At 48.4% G+C, this 13875-nt stretch carries 10 protein-coding genes; 4 read left to right on the top strand and 6 right to left on the bottom strand.

All coding sequences use genetic code 11. From position 1 onward, the window contains the following. Positions 1–28: 28 nt before the first annotated feature. Together AC5SLM_RS11665 and AC5SLM_RS11660 are read right to left on the bottom strand one after the other, a co-directional pair. The gene (locus AC5SLM_RS11665) at positions 29–1783 is read right to left on the bottom strand and encodes a methyl-accepting chemotaxis protein (RefSeq protein WP_495251136.1); all 1755 of its coding nucleotides are present in this window, start codon (positions 1781–1783) and stop codon (positions 29–31) included. Positions 1784–1856: 73 nt separating this feature from the next. Continuing rightward, positions 1857–2168, bottom strand: coding sequence for a DUF2325 domain-containing protein (locus tag AC5SLM_RS11660; protein WP_495251135.1), 312 nt, complete (start codon positions 2166–2168; stop codon positions 1857–1859). Positions 2169–2282: 114 nt separating this feature from the next. Here AC5SLM_RS11660 and AC5SLM_RS11655 point away from each other — a divergent pair, with 114 nt between their 5' ends. From AC5SLM_RS11655 to AC5SLM_RS11640, 4 genes are all read left to right on the top strand, one after another. Further along, a complete protein-coding gene (locus AC5SLM_RS11655) occupies positions 2283–4067 on the top strand; it encodes a Na/Pi cotransporter family protein (RefSeq protein WP_495251134.1) in 1785 nt (594 codons plus the stop codon). Positions 4068–4159: 92 nt separating this feature from the next. After that, positions 4160–5962 (top strand): Na/Pi cotransporter family protein, encoded by a 1803-nt coding sequence (locus AC5SLM_RS11650; RefSeq protein ID WP_495251133.1) that lies wholly within the window; start codon positions 4160–4162, stop codon positions 5960–5962. Beyond that, complete coding sequence (locus AC5SLM_RS11645) at positions 5959–6195, top strand: hypothetical protein (RefSeq protein ID WP_495251132.1); 237 nt, start codon at positions 5959–5961, stop codon at positions 6193–6195. The genes AC5SLM_RS11650 and AC5SLM_RS11645 overlap by 4 nt, the downstream gene beginning before the upstream one ends. A 74-nt stretch (positions 6196–6269) precedes the next feature. Beyond that, positions 6270–6464, top strand: coding sequence for a hypothetical protein (locus tag AC5SLM_RS11640; RefSeq protein WP_495251131.1), 195 nt, complete (start codon positions 6270–6272; stop codon positions 6462–6464). On the opposite strand, the gene AC5SLM_RS11635 is transcribed toward AC5SLM_RS11640, so the two are convergent. The 4 genes from AC5SLM_RS11635 to nifJ form a co-directional block, all read right to left on the bottom strand. Beyond that, positions 6454–7380 (bottom strand): ABC transporter ATP-binding protein, encoded by a 927-nt coding sequence (locus tag AC5SLM_RS11635; RefSeq protein ID WP_495251130.1) that lies wholly within the window; start codon positions 7378–7380, stop codon positions 6454–6456. The genes AC5SLM_RS11640 and AC5SLM_RS11635 overlap by 11 nt on opposite strands. Continuing rightward, positions 7377–8930, bottom strand: a complete 1554-nt coding sequence (locus AC5SLM_RS11630) for an ABC transporter permease (RefSeq protein ID WP_495251129.1) — start codon at positions 8928–8930, stop codon at positions 7377–7379. Before AC5SLM_RS11630 ends, AC5SLM_RS11635 begins: the two co-directional genes overlap by 4 nt. Further along, complete coding sequence (locus tag AC5SLM_RS11625) at positions 8921–9934, bottom strand: Fe(3+) ABC transporter substrate-binding protein (protein ID WP_495251128.1); 1014 nt, start codon at positions 9932–9934, stop codon at positions 8921–8923. The genes AC5SLM_RS11630 and AC5SLM_RS11625 overlap by 10 nt, the downstream gene beginning before the upstream one ends. 267 nt (positions 9935–10201) lie before the next feature. Beyond that, positions 10202–13756, bottom strand: coding sequence for a pyruvate:ferredoxin (flavodoxin) oxidoreductase (gene nifJ, locus AC5SLM_RS11620; protein WP_495251127.1), 3555 nt, complete (start codon positions 13754–13756; stop codon positions 10202–10204). Between the last annotated feature and the right edge of the window lie 119 nt (positions 13757–13875).

Genomic DNA, 13875 nt, shown 5'->3' with positions numbered 1-13875 from the left:
ATTTGGTTTGGGGCATTGTAACACAAAATTACGCCACCCCAAACCGTTGCAAGGCATCGCGCAACCCTTTGGAGGTATTGGCAATCTCCGAGGCAATCATCGCCACCCGCTCTCCTTCGGTTTCATTGCCACTTGAGAGGGTGATGATGCCCGTCATGGTTTCCATGAAGGCCTTGGTTTTTTTGGCATTGGCCTCGTTGATTTCCACAACTTTAGACGAAACCACGATGGCATTTTCTAGCTGCGAAGAGGTTTGCATGCCAAATTGAATGAGTGATTCCGCCTTGGTGGCAATGGCCGCAAGTTCGTCATTAATCGTCCCTACTTCTTGGGTATTGGCATGAATGCCTTGCAGCATGAGCATCATAATCGCATCAATCTCTTCTAGTGAATCCCGCGTACGCTCGGCCAATTTTCGCACCTCATCTGCCACCACCGTAAACCCCCGCCCATGCTCGCCTGCGCGCGCCGCTTCGATGGCAGCATTAAGGGCCAAAAGATTGGTCTGATCGGCGATGTCAGCGATGATGCCAAGTACCCCTTTGGTTTGTTCGGTTTGGCTAGAAAGGTGGTGCATTTTATCGCTGATGCTGTTTTGGTGTTGGCTACTTAGGCTAACGGTTTTGCCCACATCTTGGAGGTGTTCCACAAACTCTTGCATGACGTCTTGGTTGGTTTGAAGGGAGTTTCTTGTCTCTTGCGCCAAGCCAATAGCCTCATCCAAATCCCCACCGATGGTAGAGGCGATGCCGCCAAGGTTATCAATCTCTTTTTTTTGGGCGTGGATGGTTTGTACCAACTGGGCCGAAGAGGTGCGCAGTTCTTTGGAAGATTCACGCGTGTGCACAGAAGCCTTAAGGGCGGTGGATAAAACCGTTTTGATGGTTTCAAACACTTCATGCAACGAACGGGAGATAAAATCGGTTTCGTCTTTTGACTCGGGGTGAAAGTGCAACGGTTGGGACAAATCCACCTTCTCTCCCGCCACCACTTCTTTGAGGTAGCGCGTAAGGCGGGAAACATCCTTGGAAAAAAGCCGCATAAGCCATGCTTGGCCCGCTAACAAAACGGCCAAAACGCCAAAGGCAATCACGCCAAAAAAGACAATCTGCTCCCCTTTTTCTTCCATGCGTTTACGGGAAATCTCTAGGGTTTGCACGTCTTTTTCATTTTCCAGCAGCGAGGCATTAACCCCCTCAATGCCCCCACCAACTTCCTGCATTTGTGTCAACAACGCCCTGTTAAACCCAAGGGCTATGTTAATCACGGTGCCCGTAATATCGCTAATGCTTTTTTGGATGTCTGTAGCATTAAGTGCGTCGGGACTTTGCTCAAAGGCAATGGCTTGAATCTTTAGTTGCCCCGCAATCCCCTCGATAAACTTGTGTTGCGCAGTTTTGGTGCTAGCCCATGCTTGAAGCTCTTTCGCGATACGTTCCATCTTGCGGGCCTCTCTAGGGCGAAAGGTTAGCAACGACACCTCTCGACCAATCTGACGCAACAACGCGATGTCTTCGTAACTTTGCACCAATTCTAAGGCGCCTTGGTTCATGGAAGAAAAATTTTCAAGGGTGGTTGTGTTGGTGTGTAGGATGTTTTGAATGTTATTTTTTAGGGTTTCGCCTTGTCTGGCTTGCGCCCGCTGATACGCAGCAACTTCTTGAAAGTAAGAGTAAAACAGTAGCCCTGCAAACACAAAGGTCACCCCAACACAAAACGCTGTGGCTAAAAAACTGTGCGCGAATGAAATACGCTTGATAAGTGGCAATGAACGAGACGACATGTCTCTCCTTTTGGGGGAAAATAAACCCTAAAAGGTTAGCAGAGTTTCATTGCCAAACAATTACATGTAAGGATTATTTTTTGCAGCCGTACTCTTCACTAAGACCAAAAACTTTGCAGTATTCGCTATACACACATCCCACGCTACGCTTGGCGCAGACCAGAGGAATGCCGCGTTTTTTGGCTTCGGTTTTGATTTTTTTCATGGTGTTGTGGTTGAGAAATGACGTTAGCATCACCACGCACGAGGTATCACATGGGATAGACTTGCGATTGACCCGGTTTTCGTTTCGTGCATCCCAGTGAGTAATGGAACGCGCACCTAGTTCTTCAAGAACGGTTATGATGGGACGAATTTCATCGGCCCCGACCACTAAGACTTGCATCACCACCCCTTTGTATTGATAATCGTTATTATATTCATTTAACCTGAAGAGAACCTTGTGTTCTAAGCAAGTCCGCGGTATGATTGTCACTCTTATACTACGCAGGAGGCTGACGTGAAACGCACCGAACTCTTTTTTTCACTTTTGCTTCTGGCACTGGGAATTCTTTTCTTTCGCCATACTTCCATTTTGGCCATCAGCGCGGGCGTTGCTATCTTTTTATTTGGCATGATTTCTTTGGAAAATGGCTTTAAAACCTTCTCAGGCGGACTCTTAGAAACCCTTTTGAAACGCTCCACCAACACCCTAACCAAAAGCGTTACCTTTGGTGCATTGGCCACGGCATTAATGCAATCTAGCTCACTGGTTTCAGTCCTTACCATCTCTTTTTTAAGCGCAGGTCTTATCACGCTCTTAGCGGGGGTTGGCATCATTTTTGGGGCGAACCTTGGCACCACGATGACGGCGTGGCTCATCTCAGGCCTTGGGGTCAAGGTAGATATCGGCGCCTACGCTCTGCCCATGCTCACCTTCGGGGTGATTTTCATCTTGCGCAAGCAAGAATTTTACAAAGGCACGGGGTATATTTTAGTAGGGCTTGGGTTTATTTTTCTGGGCATTCACACCATGAAAGAGGGGTTTGAAAGTTTCAAAGACGTGGTGGATTTAACCCAATACGCCATCAGTGGGTACAAAGGTGTCTTCATTTACATCGGTTTTGGGGTGCTCATCACCCTCATCATGCAATCTTCAAGTGCCTCCTTGGTGGTCACCATCACCGCACTTTCCACGGGGCAAATTGGTTATGAAAATGCCCTCGCTCTGGCCATTGGCTCCAATATCGGCACTACCATCACAGCCGTGCTTGGCTCCTTGGGCTCCAATATCGAAGGCAAACGCCTTGCGATTGCCCATCTTATCTTCAACCTCACCACAGGCCTCCTTGCGGCAGTGTTCATCTACCAACTGGTGGAGGTGGTGGCCGTGCTTTCTCACTGGGTCGGTATTGCACCAGAAGATGACACCTTGAAACTGGCCTTGTTTCACACCTTGTTTAACCTCATGGGTGTCCTTCTTATGCTCCCTTTTGTTCGTCCCTTGGTGAAGTTTTTAGAGGCTACTGTTGTGCTAAAAAACCCTTTATTGCAACGCACAGACGATGCCATCTACCTTAGCGACACAGCCCTTGATGCGCCCCAAGCGGCTAAAGAGGTGTTGTTTCAAGAAACCCAGCACCTCTTTAACAATGCGCAAAGCATCCTCGCCTACGCCATCAATATTACGCCAAAAGACCTCACTTCCACCCTCTCTCCCGAGGAGGTGATTGCCTTGCGTACCCAGCCCATGAATAAAAATATCGAAGAGTTGTACGCGCGCAAATTTAAACCCATCTACAGCAAAATCATCGATTTTGCGGTGCGGGCCCAAACTAACGCCAACGAGGCCGACACCCTGAGCATCATGGACGTGCGGCGTGCGGCCCAACGCATGGCTGAGGCCATCAAAGATGCCAAACATTTGCAACCCAACATGCTTCGCTACCTCACAAGCTCCAATACGTTTATTAAAGACGAGTACGCCTTTATTCGCACAAGCCTCATCAAACACTTGCGCCTTTTGCAAGAAATCATGGAAACCCAAGAAGAAGAAACCTTGGCCTTAGCCCTAGGAAAGGTAACGCAAGAGATTAAGGCGTTTGATGTCATCTCAGGGCGCTCCCTAGACGCACTCATCCGTGAAAATCGCATCACAAGCACTATGGCCACGTCGCTGATGAACGACACCGCCTATGCCCTTAGCATTGCTACCAATTTACTCGAAATGAGCAAAATTTTACTCATTCATAAAGCCTTGTTTACCCACACACACGAAGCCCTCTTCGAGGATGAATCCTTGTAAATTTTCCTTTTACATGTAAAGGTCTTAGCGGAAGTCTTTTTTTAAGCGCAACGCGGTATGATGATGTTTTCCACTTATTTAACGAGGTGTTCATGAAGCGTTCCATCGTCTTTTTAGTAATGATTGCCCTTGGGTACGCCTTTACACAAAGTGCGGATTTTTTGACCATCAGTGCAGGCGTGGCGATTTTTCTCTTTGGTATGCTCTCCTTGGAAAACGGCTTTAAAGCCTTTTCGGGCGGGCTACTCGAAACCATCCTAAAACGCTCCACCGACAAGCTCGTCAAAAGCCTTGGGTTTGGTGTCATTACCACCACCCTCATGCAATCAAGTTCCCTCGTTTCAGTCCTTACTATCTCCTTTTTAAGCGCAGGCCTCATCACCCTAAGTGCGGGTATTGGCATCATTTTTGGGGCAAACTTGGGCACTACCACGGGCGCATGGTTGGTGGCGGGTTTTGGGCTTAAGGTGGACATTGGGGTGTATGCTATGCCCATGTTGGTGTTTGGCATGATGCTTATTTTCCGCAAAGACAAGCCCTTGCAAGGCCTGGGGTACGTGCTAGCGGGTCTTGGGTTTTTGTTTTTAGGCATTCACTACATGAAAGAAGGGTTTGAAGCGTTTAAAGAGACGCTTGATCTTTCCCAATACGCCATGACGGGCTTCAAAGGTGTCTTTTTCTACACCCTTATTGGCATCTTTGCTACCCTTGTGATGCAATCTTCTCACGCCACCTTGGTGCTTACCATCACCGCCTTAGCCGCAGGGCAAATCAGCTATGAAAACGCCTTGGCCTTGGCCATTGGGTCCAATGTTGGCACCACGGTCACGGCCATGCTTGGCGCCCTTGGGGCAAACATAGAAGGCCGAAAACTCGCCATCGCCCATCTGATTTTTAACCTCACCACAGGCATTGTCGCAATCATGTTTATATACCAACTGGTGGACATGGTAGAGGTACTCAGTGCATGGATAGGCATCAAAGCCGGAGATTTTACCCTCAAGCTTGCCTTATTTCACACCCTTTTTAACACCCTTGGCATTGCATTGATGCTCCCTTTTACACGCACACTGGTGTGGTTTTTAGACACTTACATCACCACCCAAACCAAAACCCTTGTGCGCACAGATGATGTGCTCTACCTCAATGAGGCTACCCTTGAGTTCCCTGATGCGGCCAAAGAAGTCCTCTTTAAAGAGACAAAACACCTCTACATCAACGGCCAAAGCCTCATCGCTTACGCCCTAAGTGTGCGCCCAGGTGACATCACCTCAGGTATCGCCCCTGAAGAAATTATCGCCCAACGTTCCCGCCCCATGCCCAAAGACATGGAAGATTTGTACGAGCGCAAATTTAAACCCATTTACAGCAAAATCATCGCCTTTGCGGTGCGTGCGCAAACCAACGCCAACGAGGCCGACACGGAAGCGATTATGGAGATTCGCCGTGCGTCCTTACGCCTAGCCGAAGCCATCAAAGATGCCAAGCACCTTCAAACCAACATGCTCCGCTACCTCGCCTCATCCAACGCGTACATTGCCGAAGAGTACAATTTTATTCGCGCGAGCCTCATCAAACAACTGCGCCACATTAATTTACTGCTCAACACGGAAGAAGAGGAGATGCTGACCCTATTTTTTGGCAAGATTGAGCTAGAAAGCAAAGCCTTTGACGCCGTTTCGGGACGCTCTTTAGACAAACTCATTCGCGAACAAAAAATCACCAACACCATGGCCACTTCCCTCATGAACGACACGGCGTATGCTAGCGCCATTGCGGGCAATCTTACCAGTATGGCCAAAATCCTATTTACCAATTACGCCTTGTACAAGCACACCCACGAAGTCATCACCCAAAGCGACGAAGACCTCGCCTCTCAAAGGAGCACTCCATGAAAAAACGTAAATTTATCGAGCGTATTCAAGAAATGTTTGGCATCATTGAGCCTGAAACCTCTAGCAAAAAAGAGGCTATCTTAGACCTTGTACGCAAACTCAAGGCAAAACGCGCCGAGCTTAAACTGCAACTTAGGATTGCAAAAGACCCCGCGGAGATTGAGGATTTAAAAGAGTCTATCGCGGTATTAAAAAAGCAAGTCGTCAAGGGAGAAAAGCTCCTAGACGCCTAAAGACCCTTGACGCACCTCAATGCCTAGGGTGGTTCAACTTGCTATACTACGCCAAATTTTTCAAAGGATTTAGTATGGAAATCAACGGCATTCAAGTGTGTAACGTCTGTGGACGTCCTAGTGACGCGGACGCCTCCGCGGTATTTATTCAAGCCAACAAGGGGGGCGAACTCGTCCATATTTGCACGGCGTGCATCCCCCATGTCATCCACGGCAGTGGCGAAGTGGTCAAGTCCAACGAAGCCCTAAGCGCACAGCTTAACCGTTAAGCACATCAAAGGCGATAGGCGCAGCAAGAAGGTGAGGTTCTTTGGTAAAGAGCGTCATCTCTCCTGCTTGCGTGTGTACGAGTACGACGTAAAAAAACCCGTGAAAAATACACTCTTTTACCTCCCCTTTTAGCGCGCCATTGGTGTTTACATGTACATCCGCAGGGCGAAACATCACCTCTTTTCCCTCTTTTTCGTAGACATTAATCTTTCCTAAAAATTGGGCACAGGCTTTGTTTTTGGGGTATTTATACAGCGTCTCCACATCGCCCACTTGCAAGATTTCCCCTTGGGCCATGAGGGCCACGCGGTCGCTCATGTGAAAGGCGTCTTCGCGGTCGTGGGTCACAAAAATGGAAGTGATACCAAAGGCTTTAATCATCTGTTTTAACTCATCCCGCAAACTGGCGCGCAGTTCGCTGTCTACGCTACTAAAAGGCTCATCCAAGAGCAAAAGTTTTGGCTGACGAATCAGGGCACGGCACAAGGCCACGCGCTGTTGTTGTCCTCCGCTTATCTCATGGGGAAGGCGTTTTTTAATGGCAGTGATGCCTGTTTTTTCAAGCAGTGCCCCTACGCGTGCTTTGCCCTCTTTTTCAACCCCAAAGAGGATGTTTTCCTCCACGCTCATGTGCGGAAAAAGCGCGTAATTTTGAAACACGATAGAAAGCTCCCGCTCTTTGGTTTCAAGGTTAATGCCCTTGGCAAAAAGCGTCTTTCCACCCAAGACAATCTCTCCACTACAGGGCGTTTCAAAGCCACAAATCATGCGCAACAAAGAGCTTTTTCCGCAACCGCTTTTGCCCATGAGGGTAAAGATTTCCCCTTCGTTTATCTCTAAATTGATAGATTTTGCCACGCAAATTGCACCGTTGCAAAAGGTTTTTTCCAGATTCCTTACATGTAAAAGACTCATTTAAATATCCTAAGATTAAGTAGCAACACGGCCACGGTTGTCATGGAAAGCAATACCAAAGCGGGCAATCCAAGTGCGGGGAGCATTTCATTGCTGGCCAATTCGTAAATGCGCGTGGCAAGGGTGTCAAAGTTGAAAGGGCGCAACAATAACGTCGCAGGAAGCTCTTTGCTAATGTCAATAAACACAATCAAAAACCCGCCCACAAAAGCCCCTTTGACCATGGGAAAACTCACCTTCCACAACCGCTGAAATTCCCCCCTAGCGTAAAGTTTGCTCGCCTCTTGAAGCTCTGTGGTTATCTTGCTAAACCCGCTATTAAGCGTGCCTACTCCCGCGGGGTAAAAGCGTACCACGTAGGCAAAGGTGAGCACAAAAAACGTCCCCCCAAACCAATACTGCCCCAAGGCGTTATCTAGGCTACTAAAAAAGAGGAGTGCCCCAATCCCCACCACCGCACCAGGAACAGAATAGCCCAAAAGCGACACCCGATACGCGATCTTAGAAAGGGGTGTGCTGTAGGCTACGGTGAAAAAAAGCACCACAAAAGCGCACACCATAATCACCAAGGAACTGCCAAGATTGATAGAGAGCGTCCCAAGGGTGTAGCGCCACAATTCCAAACTGCCACTGTGCGGGTCCAAAATAGCCCAGTAGCCAAGCACGCTTAGGGGAACCACAAAGGCCACAAGCAATAACACTGCGCAAAAAACAAAGGCGCCCAACGCTTTGGCACCAACTAGCGGTTGGCGTTGGAGCGTTTTGGCGCTAAAACTGCCCGTAGCGTACCGCATGCGTGCCTTGGCGCGCGACTCTAGGAGCAAGAAGCTAAACACAAAAAGCATGAGCACAAGCGCTATTTTGACCGCCCCTTGCAAATCCGCATACCCAAACCACTGCTTGAAAATCCCTACGCTAAAGGTTTCCACCCCAAAATACAACACCGTGCCATAATCACTGATGACTTCCATGGAGGTTAAAAACAGTCCAATAAAAAACGCCGGGTACACCAAAGGCAAGTAGACGCGAAAATACGCGCGTACAGGGCCGATGCCTTGGAGTTTGACAACCTCATCAACGGAGTTTGAAAGCCCCGAAAATGCTGCGCGCGCGACGATAAACACGTAAGGGTACATGGAAAGGCCAAAGATAATGATAACCCCTTGAAGGGTTAAAATATCTAAGCGGTAAGCCAGACCCGTGAGTTGGGAAAAAAGGCCCGCATACTCAAAAACACCGTTATACGCGTACCCCACAACATAACTGGGCAAGGCCAAGGGCAAAACCAATGCGGCCCCTAAAAACCTGCTGCCAAAAAACGTAAACCTCGCCACCAAATACGCACTAAGGCCTCCCAAAACAAAGGTGAGCGCCCCAACGCCTAACACTAAAAGCAGGGTATTTTTTGCATAGGTGCCCAAATTTAAGGTTGCAAATGCCTCCAGAGAAAAGCCTTTGGCTAGCGCAAAAAAAAGGAGGTAAAGAATGGGAAGGGAGAGCATCGCCCCAAAAAGTGGGGCGACAAGGGATTTGAGGCGGGTTATTTCCATTGGGCTGCTTGAAAAACCTTCACCGCTTCTACGTTGTTTTCACCCACTGTTGTGAGAGAAAGGGTGTCTTCTTTGAACTCGCCCCACGCTTTGACAACAGGGCTTAAAGGTACTGTTGCGTTGATGGGGTATTCAAAATTGGCATGGGCAAAGTTTTCTTGCGCTTGGGGGCTGATGAGAAATTCCAAAAGCTTGATAGCGTTTTCTTTGTTTTTGGCCGATGCGGTTACGCCAGCACCACTGATGTTAATGTGTGTGCCACGGTCTTTTTGGTTGGGGAAGAAAATACCGATTTTTTTCGCCACTTCTTGATCGGCAGGGTCAGCGGAAGTGATAAAACGTCCCACGTAGTAAGTATTGGCAATGCCCACATCGGCCAAACCACTAGCGGTGTCACGAATCTGGTCGCGGTCGTTTCCTTTGGGGTCACGGGCAAGGTTCCCAACCACTCCTTTGGCCCACGCAAGTGCGCCTTGGCTACCATGGTGCGCGATCATGGCGCCCATGAGGGATTTGTTGTAGGCATTAGCCGAAGTGCGCGTGGCGATTTTGTAAGGGAAATTGGCTTCACCAAGGGCTTCGTACGTCGAGAGCGTGACAGGGTCTACCTTTTCTTTGTTGTACACAATGACCCGCGCGCGCTTGGTTAGACCATACCACTGGCCGTCTTTGTCGCGCAAGTGGGCAGGGATAGTGTCATTAAGGGTTTGAGACTCCACCGTTTGAAGCACGCCAGCAACTTTGGCTTCGTACAAGTTACCCACATCTGCCGTGATAAACACGTCCGCAGGAGAATTTGCCCCTTCGATTTTAAGGCGCGCAAGCAACTCTTCGGCATTGGCATGTACAACGTTTACTTTGATACCCGTTTGGGTTTCAAAGGTTTTGTACAGCGCTCTATCGGTGTCATAATGGCGGTGAGAATAAAGGTTTACTTCGCCAGCGCCCATCAAGGCGCTTGCGCCAACAAGTAAGGCACTCGCCAAATAATGTACAGGTTTCATGAAACTCCTTTGGGAAATTTTTCGTCAATTATAGCGTTAACTACTTAATTGATAATTAATTTCATTACATAAATTTTGTAATCTGTGCTACGAAAAATAGCATCGCTTTGGGGGAAAATGGTTTACATGTAAGGGGGAAAATGGTTTACATGTAAGGGGGAAAATGGTTTACATGTAAGGGGGAAAATGGTTTACATGTAAGGGGGAAAATGGTTTACATGTAAGGGGGACCAAAACCACCTAAAGATGGTTTTGGTCCAAACTTGCTTACTCCGCAACTTCGTTGGAGTAATCAAGGCTCGCTAAGCGCGAAAGCTGTCGCCAACGACGCATCGCGTCGGCTTTGTTTTTCTTAAACAAGGCGTCGGCTTCTACAGGGTTGGATTTTTTGAGCGAAACATAGCGTACTTCGTTCATCAAGAAAGACTCATACGCTTCCCAATCTGGCTCTTTGCCTGTGATTTTGATGGGGTTTTTGCCCTCTTTTTCTAAGCGTGGGTCGTAGGTGTAGATTGGCCAGTAACCGCACTTGGTCGCTAGCTCCCCTTGGTTGCCTGATTGTCCAAGGCCGCCTTTAATCCCGTGCGCAATACACGGCGAGTAGGCGATGACCAAAGACGGTCCGTCGTACGCTTCAGCGTCTTCAAGGGCTTTAAAGGTTTGCGCTTGAGAAGCATTGGAGTTAATCTGTGCCACGTAAATGTTGCCATACGTCATGGCGATGTAGCCCAAATCTTTTTTCTGCATCGGCTTACCTGAGGCAGTAAACTGCGCGATGGAGCCTGCGCGGGAAGACTTAGAGCTTTGGCCGCCTGTGTTGGAGTACACTTCTGTATCAAGCACCAAAACGTTGATGTTTTCGCCGCTTGCAAGCACGTGGTCAAGGCCGCCATAACCGATGTCATAGGCCCAACCATCGCCCCCAACAATCCACTGTGAACGGCGTACCAAGTAGCCTTTGAGGCTTAGTAAGTCTTTCACGCCTGGCGCGCTTTGGTTGGCTTCTAGCAATGGAAGGAGTTTTTCTTTGATTTCTTGGGTTTTTTTACCGTCGTTTTTAAACTCAATCCAATCTTTATACAAGGCCGCTAGGGCGTTAGGTGCGCTCTCAAGGGTTTCGTGCATGATGTTTTCGATGCGGTGACGCATGGTTTCAACCGCCACTTCCATCCCTAGACCAAACTCCGCATTGTCTTCAAACAAGGAGTTTGCCCATGCGGGGCCTTCGCCTTTGTCGTTTTTGCGGTACGGTGTTGTCGGTGCGGAAGCCCCATAGATTGAAGAACATCCTGTCGCGTTTGCAATCATCATACGATCACCAAACATACGCGTCGCAAGGGTCAAATACGGTGTTTCGCCACACCCTGGACATGCGGCGTGGAATTCAAACAAGGGTTGTGCAAACTGAATGTTTTTCGCATTGGGTTTGCCCGCCACGTCGTCTTTGTACGTCACTTTTTTAAACAGATAATCCGCGTTTTCTTGTTCGCCTTTTTCAAGCTCTTCGCCCAGTGGCACCATGACTAAAGATTTTTCTTTAGAAGGGCACGCTTCGGCGCACAATTCGCATCCCGTACAATCCAGTGCGGAAACTTGGATTTTGTACATGTACCCTTTAACTTCCTTGCCTTTGGCTTCGATAGCATGGTTTTTGACACCCACAGGCGCGCTAGCCATCTCTTGGTCGTTGATAAGGAAAGGACGAATGACCGCGTGCGGACATACAAAGGCACACTGGTTACATTGAATACAGTTTTCTTCAATCCACTTAGGCACCATAACGCCAATACCGCGTTTTTCGTATTCGCTTGTACCGTGCTCAAAGGAGCCATCTTCGTACCCCTTAAACACAGACACGGGCAAATCATTCCCCTTGGCGGCGTTGACAGGCTTGGCGATTTTTTCCACAAAGGTTGTGCCCACATACGCGTCTTGCTTGTCACTCTCTTCAGGCAAGTTAGCCCATGCTGGGTCTACAGGCACTTCCTCAAGGCCGTTAGCACCTTGGTCGATGGCTTGGTAGTTAAGCTCTACAATCTTTTCACCTTTACTGATGTAAGATTTGTGGGCAAACTCTTTCATGTAGGTTTGAGCTTGTTCGTAGTCGATAATATCGGCAAGCTTAAAGAACGCCGATTGCATGATGGTATTGGTGCGATTGCCTAGGCCGATTTCCCGCGCTAGCTTAGTAGCATTGAGGATATAAAACTTCGCTTTACGCTCGGCTAAGATTTTTTTCGCGCTGTTGGGCATACGGCTGAGGGTCTCATCTGCATCCCAAATGGAGTTAAGCAAAAATGTACCACCCTCGCGAATACCGCCAATCACATCGTACATATCAAGGTATCCTGCTACCGAACAGGCGATAAAATGAGGATTGGACACGAGGTAGGTTGAACGGATAGGGTGCTTGCTAAAGCGCAAGTGTGAGCGGGTGTAGCCGCCAGATTTTTTGGAGTCATAGGCAAAATAGGCTTGGGCATACAAGTCGGTTTTATCGCCGATGATTTTAATAGAGTTTTTGTTTGCCCCTACCGTACCGTCTGCACCAAGACCGTAAAAGAGACATTCGCGCACGTCATCACCACCAAGGCTCATGGGCTTACCCAAAGGAAGCGAGGTAAAGGTTACGTCATCGTTAATGCCCACAGTGAAGCCATTTTTAGGTTCATTGCTCTCAAGGTTTTTAAAGACCGCTAGCATTTGCGCAGGGTCCACGTCTTTGGAAGAAAGACCGTAACGTCCGCCTACGATGATAGGAGCGTCCTTGCGTCCATAAAACACCGAGCGCAAGTCAAGGTAAAGGGGTTCGCCCACAGAACCTGCTTCTTTGGTACGGTCAAGCACAGCGATTTTCTCAACACTCTCAGGCAATATATCAAAGAGGTATTTCGCGCTAAAGGGGCGGTACAAGTGGCACACAATCAAGCCCACTTTTTCACCCTTAGCCACCAAATAATCCACCGTTTCACGCAAACATTCCGTCACAGAACCCATGGCTACCACAACACGGGTCGCATCTTTAGCACCGTAGAAGGTAAAAGGTTTGTACTCACGGCCTGTGATTTTTGTTATCTCTTTCATGTACCCCGAAACGATATCAGGAATAGCTTCGTAGAAAGGATTTTGTGCTTCGCGGCCTTGGAAATAGATGTCATCGTTTTGTGCTGTACCGCGTGTTTTAGGCGAGGCAGGGTTTAAGGAGGCATCGCGGAAGGCTTGTACTGCTTCTTTGTCAAGCAATCGGTCAAACTCTGCGTAATCCATCACTTCGATTTTTTGAATCTCGTGGGAGGTGCGGAACCCGTCAAAAAAATGCAAGAAAGGAACCCGTCCTTTAATGGCGGCAAGATGCGCCACGCCTGCAAGGTCCATGACCTCTTGCACGGAGCCTGTGGAGAGCATCGCAAAGCCTGTTTGACGCGCCGCGTAAATGTCTTGGTGGTCACCAAAAATTGAAAGCGCGTGGGTTGCCAAGGTTCTTGCACTCACGTGAATGACGCCTGGAAGCAACTGGCCTGCAATCTTATACATGTTTGGAATTTTAAGTAAAAGGCCTTGAGAAGCCGTGTAGGTTGTGGTAAGTGCTCCCGCTTGGAGTGAGCCGTGCACTGTGCCAGCCGCGCCACCCTCGGATTGCATTTCAACTACTTTAACAGGCATACCAAAAAGGTTTTTCTTTCCTTTTGCCGCCCAAAGATCGGTATAATCAGCCATTGGAGAAGAAGGTGTAATCGGGTAGATACCCGCCACTTCTGTAAAGGCGTACGAAGCGTGTGCTGCTGCCTCGTTACCGTCCATCGTTCGCATGACTTTTGCCATAGGTTCCCCTTGCATTATGTATTTTTGATCTCATCTTATGTAGAAATGGAATTTATTCTACTTTTGTCTCTCTTAAGTCCCACTAAAGAGAGACAAAATGAAAAAATCATGAAATTTAG

It is taken from the genome of Sulfurospirillum sp. HTRB-L1, from assembly GCF_059415125.1.
The sequence above is the reverse complement of the archived record's forward strand: the minus strand, read 5'-3'. Positions and strand labels throughout refer to the sequence as shown.